Annotated in this window: 18 protein-coding genes and 1 pseudogene; 9 read left to right on the top strand and 10 right to left on the bottom strand. The window is 59.4% G+C overall.

Annotated features, from left to right (window positions below):
* Window positions 1-4: 4 nt before the first annotated feature.
* Window positions 5-691 carry a hypothetical protein gene (locus ACJ2A4_RS07110; RefSeq protein WP_408872290.1) on the top strand — a complete coding sequence of 229 codons (687 nt, stop codon included), beginning with the start codon at window positions 5-7 and terminating at the stop codon, window positions 689-691.
* Entirely contained in the window at window positions 691-1947 is a 1257-nt protein-coding gene (locus ACJ2A4_RS07105; RefSeq protein ID WP_408872289.1) for a hypothetical protein, read from the top strand. The genes ACJ2A4_RS07110 and ACJ2A4_RS07105 overlap by 1 nt, the downstream gene beginning before the upstream one ends.
* Before the next feature lie 8 nt (window positions 1948-1955).
* On the opposite strand, the gene ACJ2A4_RS07100 is transcribed toward ACJ2A4_RS07105, so the two are convergent.
* From ACJ2A4_RS07100 to ACJ2A4_RS07055, 10 genes and pseudogenes are all read right to left on the bottom strand, one after another.
* Complete coding sequence (locus tag ACJ2A4_RS07100) at window positions 1956-3269, bottom strand: c-type cytochrome (protein ID WP_408872288.1); 1314 nt, start codon at window positions 3267-3269, stop codon at window positions 1956-1958.
* Window positions 3266-5044, bottom strand: coding sequence for a GMC family oxidoreductase (locus ACJ2A4_RS07095; RefSeq protein ID WP_408872287.1), 1779 nt, complete (start codon window positions 5042-5044; stop codon window positions 3266-3268). Before ACJ2A4_RS07095 ends, ACJ2A4_RS07100 begins: the two co-directional genes overlap by 4 nt.
* 1 nt (window position 5045) lies before the next feature.
* On the bottom strand, window positions 5046-5759 hold the full coding sequence (locus ACJ2A4_RS07090) for a gluconate 2-dehydrogenase subunit 3 family protein (protein ID WP_408872286.1): 714 nt from the start codon (window positions 5757-5759) through the stop codon (window positions 5046-5048).
* 141 nt (window positions 5760-5900) lie between these two features.
* Window positions 5901-6713: a hypothetical protein gene (locus ACJ2A4_RS07085; RefSeq protein WP_408872285.1), complete on the bottom strand. Its 813-nt coding sequence runs from the start codon at window positions 6711-6713 to the stop codon at window positions 5901-5903.
* 19 nt (window positions 6714-6732) lie between these two features.
* Entirely contained in the window at window positions 6733-7761 is a 1029-nt protein-coding gene (locus ACJ2A4_RS07080; RefSeq protein WP_408872284.1) for a hypothetical protein, read from the bottom strand.
* Complete coding sequence (locus ACJ2A4_RS07075; RefSeq protein WP_408872283.1) at window positions 7758-8687, bottom strand: Hsp33 family molecular chaperone HslO; 930 nt, start codon at window positions 8685-8687, stop codon at window positions 7758-7760. Before ACJ2A4_RS07075 ends, ACJ2A4_RS07080 begins: the two co-directional genes overlap by 4 nt.
* Window positions 8687-9742, bottom strand: coding sequence for an ornithine carbamoyltransferase (gene argF, locus ACJ2A4_RS07070; protein ID WP_408872282.1), 1056 nt, complete (start codon window positions 9740-9742; stop codon window positions 8687-8689). The genes ACJ2A4_RS07075 and argF overlap by 1 nt, the downstream gene beginning before the upstream one ends.
* A pseudogene (locus ACJ2A4_RS07065) lies at window positions 9658-10960 on the bottom strand (aspartate aminotransferase family protein). The gene argF and the pseudogene ACJ2A4_RS07065 overlap by 85 nt, the downstream one beginning before the upstream one ends.
* Window positions 10961-11026: 66 nt before the next feature.
* On the bottom strand, window positions 11027-11482 hold the full coding sequence (locus tag ACJ2A4_RS07060) for a hypothetical protein (RefSeq protein ID WP_408872281.1): 456 nt from the start codon (window positions 11480-11482) through the stop codon (window positions 11027-11029).
* Window positions 11439-12605, bottom strand: a complete 1167-nt coding sequence (locus ACJ2A4_RS07055) for a D-aminopeptidase (RefSeq protein ID WP_408872280.1) — start codon at window positions 12603-12605, stop codon at window positions 11439-11441. Before ACJ2A4_RS07055 ends, ACJ2A4_RS07060 begins: the two co-directional genes overlap by 44 nt.
* A gap of 66 nt (window positions 12606-12671) precedes the next feature.
* Here ACJ2A4_RS07055 and ACJ2A4_RS07050 point away from each other — a divergent pair, with 66 nt between their 5' ends.
* From ACJ2A4_RS07050 to ACJ2A4_RS07020, 7 genes are all read left to right on the top strand, one after another.
* Window positions 12672-13286, top strand: coding sequence for a regulatory protein RecX (locus ACJ2A4_RS07050; protein WP_408872279.1), 615 nt, complete (start codon window positions 12672-12674; stop codon window positions 13284-13286).
* Between the two features lie 2 nt (window positions 13287-13288).
* Window positions 13289-13777, top strand: a complete 489-nt coding sequence (locus tag ACJ2A4_RS07045) for a CHAP domain-containing protein (RefSeq protein ID WP_408872278.1) — start codon at window positions 13289-13291, stop codon at window positions 13775-13777.
* A 70-nt stretch (window positions 13778-13847) separates the two neighbouring features.
* Entirely contained in the window at window positions 13848-14102 is a 255-nt protein-coding gene (locus ACJ2A4_RS07040; protein WP_062507617.1) for a twin-arginine translocase TatA/TatE family subunit, read from the top strand.
* Window positions 14102-14725 carry a methylthioribulose 1-phosphate dehydratase gene (locus ACJ2A4_RS07035; protein ID WP_408872277.1) on the top strand — a complete coding sequence of 208 codons (624 nt, stop codon included), beginning with the start codon at window positions 14102-14104 and terminating at the stop codon, window positions 14723-14725. The genes ACJ2A4_RS07040 and ACJ2A4_RS07035 overlap by 1 nt, the downstream gene beginning before the upstream one ends.
* A 2-nt stretch (window positions 14726-14727) precedes the next feature.
* On the top strand, window positions 14728-15294 hold the full coding sequence (locus ACJ2A4_RS07030) for a 1,2-dihydroxy-3-keto-5-methylthiopentene dioxygenase (RefSeq protein ID WP_408872276.1): 567 nt from the start codon (window positions 14728-14730) through the stop codon (window positions 15292-15294).
* A gap of 9 nt (window positions 15295-15303) precedes the next feature.
* Window positions 15304-15987 carry an acireductone synthase gene (gene mtnC / locus ACJ2A4_RS07025; protein WP_408872275.1) on the top strand — a complete coding sequence of 228 codons (684 nt, stop codon included), beginning with the start codon at window positions 15304-15306 and terminating at the stop codon, window positions 15985-15987.
* Entirely contained in the window at window positions 15984-16907 is a 924-nt protein-coding gene (locus tag ACJ2A4_RS07020; RefSeq protein ID WP_408872274.1) for a bifunctional riboflavin kinase/FAD synthetase, read from the top strand. The genes mtnC and ACJ2A4_RS07020 overlap by 4 nt, the downstream gene beginning before the upstream one ends.
* The last annotated feature ends 341 nt before the right edge of the window (window positions 16908-17248 follow it).

The following is a 17248-nucleotide window of genomic DNA, read 5'->3' as shown; positions in this document are numbered from 1 at the left end:
TGGCATGGGCATTCTTTATGATGAAGACCGGAATATTCTTCGGGCATCGGATGGAAGTATCCTTTTCGATACAGGTCCGGCGCCAGGATCGGCAGAGGATTTTGCGGGCCGGTTGAGACGGCTGTTGCCAAAGGGATGGTTCCCGCCTGAGCCTCAGGGGCTGGAGGAAGAGGCTGCGCCGGTACTGGCTGCTCTTCTGACAGGGTTTGGGGCTGTTCTGGCCGGGATCTGGCAATTGATGCTGGAATGCTCGCAGCAGATGCGCCTTTCCACGATGAGTGGTGCGTTTCTGGATATGGCCGCTGATGACTATTTTGGCGAAAGCGGCTTGGTGCGACAGATATCCGAGACGGACGGTGTCTATCGGAAGCGGATCAGGACTTCCCTGTTCGCCGAACGCAATACACGTCAGGCCGTGACAAACGCGATCGTAGCGGCAACCGGTGTGCAGCCGGTGATCATCGAGACACTGAACGCCGCTGACTGTCATGCTCTTGCCTGTGCTTCATCTCCAGCCATGGGCGGGGGATATGGTTATGGGGCATCCGGTCTGCGGTATGGCAGCCTTCAGGGTGGCCAGTTTTTTGTAGAAACACAGTTGGGAAAAGCTGCGGATCTGGCAGCAGTCTGTCGCGCCGTCGACCAGACGGCAGCCATGGGCGTTACCGGCTGGATCAAGGTGAAAAGTTAATGGATCGGGCAATCGTTTATGCGGGATCGATCCCGCTTGATACGGATCTTCTGCGTGCAGGGCGGTACACCAAGGCTGCGCTGGGAAACCTGGCATCAATGCTTTATGGCCCGAACGTCACGGCAGCCTCCGGACTGGGATATTCCGCGTCTGTCAGTGATCTGAGCCTGACAGTGAATGCGGGGTCGATCGTGGCGCCCGGCGTCATGGATGTTTCTGCCATTGGCGGAAATGGTGGTGGCCTCGGCGCAGATACGACCGCTCTGACATGCCAGTACTGCAGCACTGCGGCGCAGACTGTCACAATGCCTGGGACGGGAAATACCTACACGGTATATGCCATCTGTTCCGAAGAGGATGCTGACCCGACCGTGCTGCCATTCTTCAATGCCAGCAATCCGTCTCAGACACAGGCTGGTATCCAGAACTCCGGTGGGGCGCTTCCTGTCCGGCGATCGGGTATCATCACGCTGGTTGTGGCTACCAATCCTCCAGCAACTCCGGCGGGAGGACATGTTGTCGCGCTTTATACGATTGCGGTTCCACAGGGAGCCAGCAGTCTCGCGGGTGTGACGGTTCAGCCGGGACAGGTTTTCTGGCCAACGATTCCTGAACTGGCAACACAGGCACTCCTCAAGGCATCCACGGAACCCATGACGCTTGTGACCGGGAATGGCTCGGTTCCCGTTCCGGCCTGGGCATCCAGGGTGGAATTGCGCGCTATCGGCGGCGGTGGTGGTGGAGCTGCCTCGCAGGCCATGACGACAACCGGTTCCTTTTCAGGTGCAGGCGGCGGCGGCGGCGGAGACGCCTGGGGCATTTATGCTGTCAGCCCGACCCAGGGAAATGGTCTTGCCATTACTGTTGGAAATGGCGGTGCATCTGAGCAAACGGGTGGCACGTCTCTCGTAAGTTACAATGGACAGACACTTCTTCAGGCTGAAGGCGGTCAGGGCGGAACGTTCTATTCCACAACCGGATCGGCCGGTGGCGTTGGCGGGAATGCCTCTGGTGGAACGGTCTGGAACCAGAGCGGCACTTCCGGCGGAGATGGGCAGTGCAATGCCTATACATTCTCCGGCTATGGCGGCGATGGTCCATGGGGCGGCGCAGGACGTTGCGGCAACCAGGGAGGCCGAAACGCTACACGCTATGGTGCAGGTGGCGGCGGTTCCTATTCAGCAACGACTGATGGAACGGCTTCCAGCGGTGGGACAGGGTATCAGGGTTGTATCCTGTATCGTTTCCTGCCCTGAAGACAAACTCAGTTCAGCGAAAGTGCGTCATCCGCCATATCTGGAGGAGGCATGCTTTTGCTGAGCCGTTTCACGTCTTCTGCTGAAATCGGTGAAGCATTGTTGCCCCAGGCATGGCGGATGAACGTCACGACATCAGCAATCTGCTCATCCGTCAGCTTATGCTTGAACACTGGCATGACGATGGATGATGGCGCCGCTGTCATCGCGGGGAGCGTTGCACCGCTCTGGATGATGTGAATGAGTGAAACGGGATCATCCTGCATCATGACAGGGTTGCCGGCGAGAGGCGGAAAGACGGAAGGATAGCCTTTCCCATCAGTGCGATGACATGCCGCGCAGCGATCGACATAAATGCGTGCACCCCGATATGAGAGATCTGCTTTGTGAAGCTGATCGGTTATCGTGGAGTCATAGGTCCATGGTTTCTGGGTCTGATCGACAGCTTTCAGGCTCTTGAGATAATGAGCGATGGCATGCAGATCATCATCCGTCAGTTTCTGCGTTCCATGCAGGACGGCGGATGTCATGGATCCGAAAACACTACCGGTCACTGCGCGGCCGGTTTTGAGGAAAGATACGATATCATCCTCGCTCCATCGGCCCAGTCCAGTACGGTTTTCCTGACGGAGTGACGGGGGCGTCCAGCCATCCACCATGGCACCGCCGGCGAGGTAAAGATTCCCATCCGTCGCTGTGAGTGCCTTTTCCTGCATTGTTATGGCGCGAGGGGAATGACAGGCCCCGCAATGGGCTGGACCTTCAACGAGATAGGCGCCACGGGCAAGCTCGGGATCAGTGAATTCTCCTGAGGTCCTGGGGATGGCCTTTGTGGGTGTGGGGGCAAAAGCCCAGCGCCAGAAAGTCAGCGGCCAGCGGATGGAGAGCGGCCAGACAATCCCGTTCTTCGGGGGAGAAATGGGAGCCGGTTTGACGCCTTTCCGAAAATAGATAAACAGGGCGTGGATATCGCTGTCCGTCAGACGCGCATAGGATGGAAAAGGCATGGCCGGGTAAAGCGTTGAGCCATCACGACGCACGCCTTCGCGCAAGGCTCTGCCAAACTGGGCTTCCGTATAATGACCAATTCCATGGTCCGCATCTGGTGTGATGTTGGTGGAATAGATTTTCCCCATGGGCAGGGAAAATGAAATGCCCCCGGAATATTCTGGTCTTCCATGCGCTGAATGGCAGGCTGCGCAATCTGAAGCCGCGGCTAGATAACGTCCTTTTTCTAAAGTGGCGTTATCAGCATCCTGCGCGATGGCTTTTCCAGCCAGACTGCTCCCGAGGATGCATACCGCAAGCAGAGGCCATTTCATGCCTGCACCAGCGGGCCAGGGGATTTCAGATAGGTCGTACGAATATGGTGTGCGGCCCAGTATGCAAGAGCGGCGACCATTCCTGTTGGATTATATCCCATACCCTGCGGAAACGCATTTGATCCAATGACGAAGACGTTCGATACGTCCCAACTCTGAAGATAGCGGTTCAGCGCGCTTGTCTGGGGATTTTCTCCCATGATGGCGCCTCCACCCAGATGGGTGGTCTGGTATTTGCGAGTGTCAAAAGGCTGACCCGGATTGAGGTGAACCAGATTCATTTTTGTCGCACCCATGGCGCGTGCGATGGGTTCAATTTTGCTGACGACATACTGGTTCATGCGAATATCATTTTCCTTCCAGGTGAAGGTCATGCGAAGCAGCGGCTGTCCGTACGCGTCTTTCCAAGTGGGATCGAGGTCCAGATAGACGTCCCGATACGCCATGTTGCTGCCATGTGCATCAATACCCAGCGAATGTTTATAGGTATTGATCAGGGCATCCTTGTAGGCAGAACCCCAGCGTGGTGTGCCTCCGCCTCCGGCACCGGTTGCAGCAGCGATCGGCTTCATTCCGGCCTGATTGACCCAGACAGGGGACCCTCCCACAAAACCAAGTGGCCCATGATCGAAATTCATGCTGTTGAAATCATCGATGGCAACGCCGGCACCACCTGCCCCTACAAACTGATTGGTATAGGTCGAGGAGGGAAGCCAGACGCGTGAGGACGTGATGGTCTGGTAGACGAAATTGCGTCCGACCGTCCCGGTGTTGCTGACGGGATCATAAGGTTTGCCGATACCGGAAACCAGCATCAGATGAACATTGTTGAACTGGAATGCTCCCAGAATGACCAGATCGGCGGAGAGTGACGTTTCTTTCCGGGTCTTGGTGTCTAGGTAAGTGACGCCGGTCGCCTTCGTTTTCGTGCTGTCGAGATCGACCCGAAGAACATGGGCGTTCGGGATCAGGGAAAATCTCGGATCCTGCCGTAATGCGGGAAGGATGTTTACATTGGGCGAGGCCTTGGAATAGAGGTAACAGTCATACCCGCTGCAATATCCGCAGAAATTGCATGGTCCCATCTGGCAGCCATAAGTGTTCGTGTACTGGCGCGATGCGTTGGCGGCGGGAAGCGCGTAGGGATGGTATCCAGCACTTTTAGCCGCATCGCGGAAAACCGATGCCGAAAAAGTATCCTTCATTGCTGGAAGTGGAAAGTTACTGGAACGATCCGGAGAAAAAACATTTCCGTTTCCAACTACTTTTCCCTGAACCTTGTAGGCTTCTCCCGATGTGCCGAACACTTTTTCCGCCTTGTCGAAAAAGGGCTCCAGTTTCTCGTAGGTGACACCATAATCCTGAAGGTTCATCCCTTCAGGAATGAATTTCTCTCCATAGCGCTCGATCACGGAACTGCGTAGTCTCAGATCTTCTGGTGCAGCGCGGAAATGGACGCCCGACCAATGAAGCCCGGCTCCTCCCACGCCTTCACCAGGCAGGAAAGCTGCGAGTTGCCGGTAAGGTAGAGCCGTCTGGTCCATGGTGTTGCGGATTGTCACCGTAGACTGGGACAGATTCTGGAACAGACGTTTGCGCACGGCGCCGCGCAGTTCATCAATAGAATCCGGATAGGCGCCTTCGATTTGTGTCGTCCTTTCGGCGCCACGCTCGAGCATGACCACGGAGAGCCCTGCTTCGGTTAGTTCCTTGGCGAGGATCGCGCCAGCCCAACCAGCCCCCACGATAATGGCATCGACATGCTTTTCACCCATTTTACGCGGTCTCCCCCGAGATGGAGACCGGTCCGATGGGGTAGGGCGCACCTTCCTGGTTTACCCAGTCCATGAAATCCGCTCTGGCTCCTGGAAAGCCGAGCATGACCCAGCCTGCGAGGCCCCGATTGCCACCATAAAGAGGGTCGGCAAACACACCTTCAAGGGTATTGGTCCGGAGCTGTTCGAAAAATACGCGCCCCGGAATTTCGCCGAGCTGGACAGATCCCCCTTCCAGAGCCGTCAGGATTTCGTCCTGCTGTACGGCTGCAAGGGCTGCAAACTCCTTGCCGTGTTGCTGTCTGGCATAAGTTTCGACGCCAGCAATACCTTTGCGATAGAGGTCGCGCGGAACGAACGGAAGCTGATAGCCAAGATTGGCAGGTCCCTGCTGGAACGGACCGGACATATACCAGTTTTCCCCATGTCCATAAGGGGTCTGCATCTGTCGGTCGATGAATTCGGCTACACCTAGTGCTCTACCACCCGGACTGTTATGATCGGAGGGGAAAAGGCGGTCGCTGGCCGCTTCCAGAAACTGGTATTCCTTCATATCAAAGAAGGCGGGCTGATAGGACTGGGCTGCCGCTTCCGCCGCCAGAGCTTCGGCCCACTGGGTACTTCCTGAAGTCATCCAGAATGATGTGGTTCCCAGGAGGCCTTTGATGAAACTGCGGCGGAGCGGACGGTTCAGTGTCAGTTCCATAGGTGGCACAGGTCTCTCCGGAAAATAGAACCAAAAATCACAGAAAATCTGAAAATGGATGCTTTACAAAATCCAAACTCCTGTCCCCTACCGAAGACAGGCCAGGACTTCCAGCGTTGTGTTCATCACAACATGACGAGAGATGTAAACTCAGTGCGTTGCGGTGCCGGTCGTTGACGGAAGTTGCAACGTCCCGGGTTGAGGAGAATGCTGGGTAACGGGAGCTGCTGTTGTTTCGCTATCTGCCCCTGTCGGGAAAATGGCATCCGGTCCGCTCGCAGCGGCAACTGGGGTCGCTGTTTTCTCGGGAGCAGCAAGGGCAGAAGGTGTAGTGGGTGCTGTTGCTGTAGGGGCAGGCACTGGCTCTGTTCCCGGCGCTCCAAGTGTCTGCTGCTGGATACCGCCATTGACGAGAGGTGTACCGGTCGCATCCGTCATCCATGACATAAGCTTCTTGCGGATTTGGAATTCCAGCTCCACGTTCATGTCCTGCATCATCTGGCTGGTCAGAGCGTAGAGTTCCTTGCGGGATGTCGGATCACGGTCGCCCGTATCGAGCTTGCGTGTGATACGGGCATGAACGAAGCCAGTATGCTGGTTTCCGGCATCCGCGATATTCAGCTGCACATCCATCGCGCCCGTTACCGCATTGTCGCCTGCCCGGTTCAGATAGGCCTGCTTGATGATGAAATCGGCTTTGCCAGAACTGCCGCTGGCAATCAGGCGCTGACTGGCCATAGCCTTCAGGGCTTCATCAGGAGCAGTCGGCGCTTTGGCTGAAAGTGAATCCGGTGCGGCAGGAGCTTCATCCTGCACGTCGATGGAGGCTACATTCAGATGAATCTGTGAGAGATAGCTGTAATCGAGCGGGGGAAAGGTCTGGTTCCCATTCCCGTCAGAGCATGCGGCTACGCCAAGGGACAACGCCAGAGCACCCAGACCGGTCCAGTAACGTATGCGCATATCCTGTCTCCTGAAGACGTTACAGCCGGCCGAAAAGAGACTTGAGCCGGCTCTTGAGTCCCTGTTTAGACGTCTGGGGGGCCGAAGCGGAAGTCGGCTGTTCGGCCTGAGGTGAAGAAGGACTTGTCCGACTTGTCTCTGGCTCAGGTGTTACCACAGCAGGCTCGTCCCTGGTTTTGGAAGAAGAAACCGTTTCAACCCCAGGTGCCGGTGTATTATTTTCCGCTGGCTCTTTCTGACGCAGGCCCGATGCCTGTCCAAGACCGAAATCCTCAGCCTTGAACGGCCGCGCCTCACGAATGAGAGCCGCATGTTCAGGGTGGCGCGCGTACCAGCCCAGGATCAGCCCTGGAATCATTGCTGCACCGGGATCATCACTGATCACGATTGGGCCGTCAGGATAGTAAAAGGTGGGACGAAGCGCAGGGAGGTTTTCGTTCCAGATCAGATAGAAAACCGTCTCACCGTCCTGAAAACGACTGACACTCAGCGGTCCCGTCTGAAATGTAATCTGGGCCAGAAGAGGCAGTGCCGTGAAGGGTGAGGAAACAATCAGCGGTCCGGCCCCCCGCTGGGCGGACAGCAGAGCGGTCATCCGGTTTGCACCGATCTGGCGACCGTTTGGACACGACAAGGCTTCTCCACTGTCTGCATGACCTGAAGGCAGCAGAAGCGTATGTGGGGCATATCCTTCCAGCCAGGAGCCCGACATTTCATTGACAGCGATTTCAGGCAGGTTTTCACAGTCTACGGGTGTCTGATCGGGAAGAGGAGATCCCAGAACACCCGTTGCCAGAGGCCAGAAAACATAGTCCATGGCTGTCAGAAGACGCCGTCGGACAGGTTCATGAAGGACCAAGATATGGCTTGCGCTGTAGTTTTCGCCTTCAAGCCACCAGCAGGCCTGTCGCCCGCTGCTGTCCTCACCGAAAACGACGACACTGAAATCGTCCACAACCGGGGTGCGACTAACAGGAACCCAGCCGGGATAAAGCTGCTCGACCGGAAAGCCATCGAGCTTTACGCCATCAAGCAGTGTCAGCGTCATTCAGACCGTTCTCCAAGTTCATCGCGCGTAAAGCGGAAACCCACATTACAGAACTCACAGTTCATCGTAATGGCCCCGTTCTCGACCATATGGTCAAGATCGTCATCCGGGAATGTCTCCAGAACGGATGCCAGCCTTGCCCGGTTGCATCGGCAACCATAGGCCAGCGCGCGCGGGGTGCCCAGACGGACATCCAGCGTACCGAAAAGCCGATGAATCAACTGCTCGTTCGAGAGCTCCGGATCAAGAACTTCCTGCTCCGTGACCGTCTCCGCCAGCGTGCAGGCGGTTTCCCAGGCATCTTCGTCCTGCTCGGTCGCCTCGATCCCGCCTTCGGCCGCAATCCGTTCCAGAACCAGCGCTCCGGCCTTCCAGTCATCTGACGATTTCGCACAGAACAGCCGGATCCAGCAGTCATGCTGTTCGCTGGTGTGGAAATAATGCATTGCCATTTCGGCAAGCGTCGTGCCGGTCAGATCAACAATGCCCTGATGCCGGTCCATGTCCGGCCCCTGATCAATGGTGAAGGCCATGTAGCCGTCACCAAGGAGTTCCTTGGCGGTCTCAGGCAGTGCATTCCGGTCAGCGTCTTCGCGCAGACGTGCAAAGAACCGCAAATCCCCACTATCTGTTGCATCGGCAACAAGCATGGAGACCGGTCCATCCCCTTTGATCTGCAGGGAAAAGGCCCCTTTGAACTTCAGGGCGGAGACCATGACGGCCACGAGCGCCAGAGCCTCGCCTCCCAGCCGGGAGACGGCATCAGGATTGTCGTGACGGGACAGGATGGCGTCAGCCAAAGGCCCAAGCCGGACCAGACGGCCCCGGACAGGTGAGCGTTCCAGATAGAACGGCATCACCCCGCCGGAAACAACCATGTTTGGAACGTCAGGACGGTTCGTGTCGAGGAATGGTGGTGTATCCATCACCCGTTTTCTCTCCCAAGGGCCCAGAGCAGCAGGCCCTTCTGCGTGTGCAGGCGGTTTTCCGCCTCATCAAAGACAACGGACGCCGGGCCTTCAAAAACTTCGGACGTCACTTCCTCTCCGATATGGGCAGGCAGACAGTGCAGGAACAGGGCATTGGGCGCAGCTTTTGCCATCAGGGCCGTATCGACCTGATAGGGCTGGAACACCTTGAGCCGTCTTTCGCGGTCCTTGTCCCCCATGCTCACCCAGGTATCGGTCAGTACGGCATCGGCACCAGCAACCGCTTCGGCCGGATCACGGAAGACCTCGATCGTCGCGCCATGGGCCCGGGCCCATTCTACGGCTTCAGGGTTAGGAGAGAAGCTCTCCGGCGTGGCCAGACAGACATTGAAGCCCAGAAGAGCTGCACCCTCCATCAGAGACGTGGCGACATTGTTGCCGTCACCAATCCAGGCCAGCGTTTTTCCACGGATTGGCCCGCGGTGTTCCTCGAATGTCAGGACATCGGCAAGGATCTGGATCGGATGGGAGACAGGCGTCAGGCCGTTGATGACCGGCACCGAACTCCATTTTGCCAGTTCACGCAGATTGGCGTCATTGCCGGTCCGCAGCACGATCACGTCCAGAAAACGCGACAGGACACGGGCTGTGTCCGCCACGGTCTCGCCCCGCCCAAGCTGCATGTCGCCCGGCGAGAGGACCGAAACCGACCCGCCAAGCTGTCCCATCCCGACCTCGAACAACACACGGGTGCGCGTCGAAGGCTGGGCAAGGATCAGACCAAGACTCCGTCCTTCTAGCGGGCGATCCGGATGTAGGGGCTGGCGACGGCCGTTCTGCATGGCCTTCACCTTTGCAGACAGGTCGATGATCTGCCGGATCACCTCAGGCGTAAAATCGCGCAGATCGAGAAAATGCCGGGGCGCCTGGTGATCCGTGGCGGTCGTGCGGCTTGCAGTTGCTGCGCTCACGAGGCGTTCTCCTGGGTCTTTGTGGTCTGTGCGTTCAGGGCAGCTGCCGCCCGGATTAGGCGATCGCACGCCTCGCGGCATTCGGCTTCCGTGACGATCAGGGGGGACGAGTCGCAGGACATTGTCCCCCGCGCCTACGGCCAGAAGATCCTGATCCAGAATCGCAGCCATGACGGCAGCGACAGGCGGGACGCAGTGCAGTCCACGCATCAGCCCGACTCCACGCACACCGTCGAAAACGCCTTCCGAGCGCTTCACGACATCCTCAAGCATGGCGCCAAAGGCACTACCGACGGCCCGGACATGTTCGAGGAAGCCGGGGCTGAGCACTTCCTCCAGCACGGCAAGACCCGCCGAGCAGGCCAGCGGATTGCCGCCATAGGTCGTGCCATGAGAACCCGGCGTCAGATGCTTTGCCACCTCTTCGGTTGCCAGAACGGCGCCAAGCGGGAAGCCGCCGCCAATGCCCTTGGCCACGGAAATGACGTCCGGCTTCACGTCATAAAGTTCATGGGCGAATAGACGTCCCGTACGGCCCACGCCGGTCTGGACCTCATCGAAGCCCAGATAGAGGCCGTATTCATCACAGGCGGTGCGGAGAGCCGACATGAATTCCTGAGTGGCCGGCTTGATGCCGCTCTCACCCTGAACCGGCTCGACGACGATGCCGGCCGTCTCAGGTGTGATGGCCTCACGCAGCGTGTTGGTGTTGTTGAACGGCGCATGGTCGAAACCGGCCACGACCGGCCCGAAGCCTTTCTGATAGGCCGGATTACCGGTGGCGGAGATCATGCCCAGCGTCCGTCCGTGGAAGGCGCCGTTGAAGCATAGGATATGCGTGCGTTCCGGATGGCCGTTCTCGAACTGGGCGCGCCGGATCATCTTGACCATGGCCTCGTTGGCCTCGGCACCCGAATTGCAGAACAGCACCGAGTCCGCAAACGTGTTCTGTACCAGAAGCTGCGCCAGCTTTTCAGCCTGGGGCACCCGGTACAGGTTCGAGACATGCATGACCTTCGCGGCCTGATCCGCAATGGCCTTCACCAGTTTCGGATGGGCATGTCCCAGCGAGGACACGGCAATGCCGGCGCCGAAATCCAGATATCGTCGTCCGTTCGTCGCCGTCAGCCAGACGCCTTCGCCCTGCTCGAAAGCAAGGTCGGCACGTTTGTAATTCGGCATCAGCGCGGGGATCATGATGGATCTCTGAATATCTGGTTGAGAACGAAACGGTTGTTGCGGAATTGCAAAACCCTGCTCTGGTTGCCCGGAGCAGGGCTTCAAAATCCGCCTGCGCATAGTGAAGGGCGGAAAGGGGTTCCGTCAAACCCCATGACCGGATAACTGCCCTGTGCGGGTTCCGGATCAGACGCGCTGATACACGAGATCCCGCGCCAGCCAGCACCCGACCCGTACCGCGGCCACGCTGCTGCCCTGTCGCTCGAACGCCAGCGTCCAGTCTCCCGGAGCCGTATGATCAAGCGCGCGCGGGCAGGGGAGAACCCACACATCCCGTGCCAGACGCTGGAGCATTTCCATCCGGCCATCGCCCAGAATTCCCGAAAAACCGCCATAAACCACGCCACCTGCCAGCTCGATGGTGACTTCGGCCTCGTCCAGTTCCTCGCAGCGATAAATTCCGGCCAGCTCGGCGATGTTCTCACCGGGCGTTTCATCGCAGCGTGTCAGGATACTCGTCCGGTTTTCGCCCGGACGTTCCATTACGGCTTCCGTGCCTTCCGCAGCATCCTGTGCCCTTACGACAACCGACCCTGCTTCAGCTCGCGTGGCTGAAATCCCCTCCAGCAGCTCCGGCACCATCAGATAGCGCAGCTTTGCACCGCCCGGTGCAGGCTCGAACTCGGGCCGACAGTCCCGTCTCCCGTTCCAGATAGGTGCCATACAGCGCCGTCGGCTGCTGGGTGCTGCGGTCTGGCTCGTAAGGAACGCCGAGTGCCGCAGCCAGTATCTGTGCCGCTGCGACCTGCGCTGCACTCATATGGTTAAACATCACCACAACTGACAGCCGTTCCGAAGCGACATGCAGACGATGTGACCGCCAGCCCCGCAGGGCACCTCCATGCATCGTCACGTCCCGGCCGAACATCGTGCTGCGCTGCAGGCCGAATCCATAAGGTGCGGACTGTCCATCGCTGAACGTCACCGGAACGGTCAGGCGGCGGTAAAGACTGTCCGGAGCATCGCGGGTTTCATCAATGAACCGCTCCCAGGCGATCATGTCATCGAGCGAGGCCCCCAGTCCGGCATCGCCCGTCCACAGCACATTATTGACCGCCGGACGGAAGCCGCTCTCCACGGTCCCCTCATATCCGACGGTTCCATCCGGCATGGCGCGTGTCTCGGCCGCAAGAATCGCCCGTTCCATACCGACCGGATTGAAGATCGACGTCTGGAGCAGTTCAGCGAAGCTACGCCCCGTCCGATCCTGAAGAATGTCGGAAATCAGCCGGAAATTCTGGTTCACATAGGAATAAGACGTACCCGGCTGGAACTGGAGCGTCCGCGTTCCGTCAATGACGCGACGGGCCTCGCGGTCCCCGAAATACCCTTCGATCGGCGCGCCATGCAGCATTGCCACGGCCCAGTAATCCCGCAGCCCCGACTGGTTATGCGCCAGATGCAGCAGCCCCGGTGAGGGTTCATCCAGTTGTGGCAGGCGCGCATCCAAATCCCCATCCAGTTCGGACGGATCGTCATACAGGTCCAGCAGCGTTCCGCAGGTGAACTGCTTGGTGATGGAGCACATGCGGAACAGCGTGGACGGCGTGAACGGAATGCGACGTTCCACATTCGCATAGCCCCAGCCATGCCGGACCAGAACCTCTCCGTCCTTCAGAACGGCCACGGCCCCGCCGGGGCCGGGAAAACGGGCAGGGAGGGCGGAGACGGCCGCTTCAAGACGGGCAGAAAATGAATCGTTCATGGACGGAATGATGGCTCCAAGGCGTCTTGCCGTAAATGCCTTTCACGCCGCATACTCCGAAGCATTATGGAGGACAGTCCCGCCCCGCCACCCGTTCCGGATGCCGCGTCCCTGCGTGAAGCGGCGCTGGCGCATCTCGCCCGCTTCGCCACAACTGAACAGGGCCTGCGTCAGGTGCTGGACCGCCGCCTGCGCCGCTGGGGCGTGCGCGCCTCACGTGCGGGTCTGCCGAATGAAGACATCGAATCCACTATTGCGGCTGTCCGCCCCGCCATCGACGGAATCGTCGCATCCATGACCGATCTCGGTGCGGTGGACGATGCCGGCTATGCCCGCAATCGCGCCGTCAGCCTGACCCGGACTGGTCGTTCCCGTCGTGCCGTGGAAGCCCATCTCGCCAATAAGGGCGTGGATCAGGACACGACCCGCGAAGCCCTCAACGAATCGCTTGGTGAGCGCTCGGACAGCAGCGCGCAAGACGCGGAACTTGCCGCAGCCCTCGTTCTGGCCCGCAAGCGCCGCCTCGGCCCGTTCCAAAGACCGGACCGCGAGGAAGAAGACCCGCTCAAAGCGCTGGGTGTCTTCGCCCGCAACGGCTTTTCCCGCGATGTCGCCCAGAGCGTGCTCGACATGGACCCCGATGAGGCGGAAGACCGCATCATCGCCTTCCGCAGCCTCTGACGATGATGATGTCCCGCGTTCTCCGCTTCCTGCCCCTTGGTCTTCTCGTGATCCTGGGGGCGTGCGGTAACCGCTATGAATACAGCCGCGCCAGCTTCAACGGTCCTTTGCAATGCGCACCCTATGTCCGGGAGCGGACCGGCCTGAAACTCAGCGGAACCGCGGCCTCATGGTGGCGGCAGTCCATCGGACGCTATGGTCATACCCACGCACCACGTCCCGGAGAAGTGCTTGTCTTCCGCGCGACATCCCGTGTCCCCAGCGGGCATGTCTCCATCGTGCGCAGGCAGATTTCGGACCGGACGATCCTCGTTGATCATGCCAACTGGGAGCCCGGCCGCATTGACCGTGCCGTGCCCGTCACGGATGTTTCCGCCCGCAATGACTGGACGCTGGTGCGCGTCTGGTGGGCGCCGGTTCACAGCCTCGGAAAGCGCGCCTATCCGACCTATGGTTTCATTTCATCGCAGGACATTGACGACGCTTCCTGAGAGGAACGCTTGCACAATCGCCCAAGCCTTGCCACATGATGGTGGCCTTGGCTTTTCGGAGTAATACATTATGGGCAGCATGAGCCCCGTTCACTGGCTGATCCTGGCGGTCGTCCTGCTCGTCGTGTTTGGCGGCGGCGGCAAAATCAGCGGCCTGATGGGAGACTTCGCGAAGGGCATCAAGTCCTTCAAGAAGAACATGGCCGATGATGAATCCATGAGCGCGCCGGAAGCCGGTCAGGCTCCGGGTCACATCTCGCCGCCGAACCAGAATCCTGGCTACAACCAGACGACCACCAGCGAAACGCACCGCAACCAGGCCTGATGCAGACCAGGGTTGATGAAAGCTGGAGCAATGCCTGCCGCCAGATCGTGCAGGCGGGCCAGCGGATGGACCAGCGCGGCTGGGTGCCGGCTACGGCAGGCAACCTGTCTTGTCGCCTGCCGGATGGTCGTATCGCGATTACGCGCTCGGGCGGCCATAAAGGCTTCCTGACGGACAGCGACGTCATCGAGATTACTCCCGATGGCGTTCCGGTTGATCCCGCAAACCGTGCCAGCGCGGAAACGCTCCTGCACACGCAGCTTTATGCCCATGATCCCGCGATCGGGGCCGTGCTGCATGGTCACTCCGTCGCCGCGACCATCCTGTCCATGGATGAACCGTCCGACGCGATTACGCTGGCGGGTTATGAGGTCCTCAAAGTGTTCGAGGGGCAGACGACCCACGATACCAGCCTCGAACTGCCCCTGTTCCACAACGATCAGGACATCGCGCGTCTGGCCACGGTCGTCGCGCCGAAACTGGCGGACATGCGCCTCGGCTACCTGATTCGCGGCCACGGCGTGTATGTCTGGGGCAAGGACATGTTCACCGCCCTGGCCCGTCTCGAAGGGCTCGAGTTCCTGCTGGCCTGCGAACTGGCCCGTCTGCAGAAGAAGGCCTGATCATGAGCCGTCTGACCGTCTATCGCGACGATGCTCCCGACACGATCCTGCTGGATGTCACCACGCCCGGCGAGATCGCGGAGACCCTGCGTCCCCACAACATCCGTTTCGACCGCTGGTCCGCTCCCGTCACACCGGCGTCCGACGCGCCGGCGGAAGAGGTGCTGGACGCCTATCGCCCCTATCTCGATACGCTGATGGGTGAGACGGGTGCCGGCAGTGCGGACGTTGTGCGAATCAACGCGTCCACGCCAAATCTTCCGGAGCTGCGGAAAAAATTCCTGTCCGAACACACCCATAGCGAAGATGAAGTCCGCTTCTTCGTGCACGGGCAGGGGGCGTTCGTCCTGCACATCCGCGGGCGCGTCTATTCCGTCCTGTGCACACAAGGCGACCTGATCTCCGTTCCGGCAGGCATCCCGCACTGGTTCGACGCCGGACCATCGCCGGATGTCGTGGGCCTGCGCGTCTTTACCGACACCACCGGCTGGATCGCGCAGTATACCGGCGATGACATTGCCAACCGTTTCCCGGCCGAAGTGCCTGTCGAAGCCTCCGGCAACTCCTGAAAGTCTCCCATGATCCGTCTCGTCCTGCTTGATATCGAGGGCACAACCCTGCCGATCTCTTTCGTGCGGGACGTCATGTTTCCCTACGCCGCGAAAGCCCTCCCGGCCCTGATGCAGGACCACACGAACCCGACGGTCGTGGGTGCCCGCGCGGATATCGTCATGGAGCATCCGGGGCAGGACCCGCTGAAGGTCTGTCAGGACTGGATGAAGGCGGACGTGAAAGCCGCACCTCTCAAGACGCTTCAGGGTCTGACCTGGCGTCAGGGTTTCGAGGACGGTACCCTGAAAGCGGATCTCTATTCCGATGTCCCGCCCGCTCTGGAAGCATGGTCGAAAGGCGGTCTGCGTCTGGCCGTCTACTCCTCCGGCTCCATCCCGTCCCAGAAGCTGCTTTACGGACATAGCGAACAGGGCGATCTGACGCCGCTGTTCGAGGATTTCTTCGATCTTTCGACCGGCGGAAAAAAAGACGCCGCCTCCTATGAAAAGATTACGGCCGCTCTCGGCCTGCCCGCAGACGAAATCCTGTTCCTGTCCGATATCGGCGCCGAGCTTGATGCGGCCCAGAGGGCAGGCCTGACTGTCTGCCAGCTCGTCCGCGAGCAGGACGGCACTGTCCCTCATCCGGGCGTCCCGCAGGCGCCAGACCTCAATGCTGTCGCCACCCAGTTCGGCCTGCCCGTCGCATGATCCTGCATACGGACTGGCGCAATATTCCTGCCTCTGCGCGCAATACGGTTGCTGCCCTAGGCAATTTCGACGGTGTGCATCGCGGGCATGTCCATCTGCTCGATACGTTGAGGATGGCGCGTCCCGATCACCCGCTTTCGGTCGTCACGTTCGATCCCCATCCCCGCACGCTGTTTCGCCCGCAGGACCCCCCCTTCCGCCTGATGCTGCCGGATGTCCGCGCTGCCGCTCTCGGTGAGCAGGGTGTGGACCATGTCTTCCAGATCCCGTTCGATGCGGAGTTTTCCCGCTTGAGCGCCGATCAGTTTGTGAATGACGTGCTGGTGAACGGCCTTGGCGTGGCGCATGTGGCCTGCGGGGCGGATTTCGCGTTCGGCCATCGTCGCACCGGCAATATCGAGCGGCTTGAAACCCTTCTGGCTCCCCATGGAATCGGTCTGACCATCGTGCCCCAGCTTTCCGATGAAGGCGGCCCGATCTCCTCAAGCCGCATCCGCCGCCTGTTGCAGGAAGGCTATCCCCAGCGCGCTGCGCAGGAACTCGGCCGTCCCTGGAGCATCACCGGTCCCGTTATGCACGGAGACCAGCGCGGACGCCTCCTTGGTTTCCCGACTGCCAACATCCCCCTGACGCAGCATGTCGAACCCGCACGCGGCGTCTATGCCGCGCGTGTCACGCTGCCGGATGGCCGGGTTGTTCCTGGCGTCGCCAATATCGGCCGCCGCCCGACCATCAATGACGGTCAGGAAAGCCGGCTTGAAGTCCATCTCTTCGATTTCAACGAAGACCTGTACGGCCAGACCCTGAGCGTCGCCCTGATCTCGCTTCTGCGTGAGGAAAAGAAGTTCTCCGGTCTGGACGAACTCAAGGCCCAGATTGCAGCAGATGCCGTACAGGCGCGCGCCATTCTCGGTACCTAAGTCCTCCCATCTATTTTTAGGTCAGGTTGACAAAAGGTCTATCGGTCTAATGTGAGATCTACCTTGCTTTGTTTCTCTGGGGTAGCAGACAGAAAGAGCAGGTATGGCATGAAGCGATCTGACGGATCAGGAGTAGGCGATAATTGGTCCGCGTCTATCTTCCACGTCCGGTGTGGCAGTCAAGGTGAACTCTCGGCTGTATTCTCACCGGGGGACAGGTCTCGGACTACAAAACCAATTCCGTCAGGATGTGCTGATCCACAGGATTTCGTCTGTTATTTCATCCCGCAACCGCATTGAAGGGATGTTCAACCACTTCAAGCAGATGCGGGTGTATTGCA

Origin of the sequence: Gluconobacter roseus, assembly GCF_046058915.1 — a bacterium.
Taxonomy (GTDB): Bacteria; Pseudomonadota; Alphaproteobacteria; order Acetobacterales; family Acetobacteraceae; genus Gluconobacter; species Gluconobacter roseus_A.
Note: the sequence above shows the minus strand (reverse complement) of the source record. Positions and strands in the feature narration are given on the sequence as shown.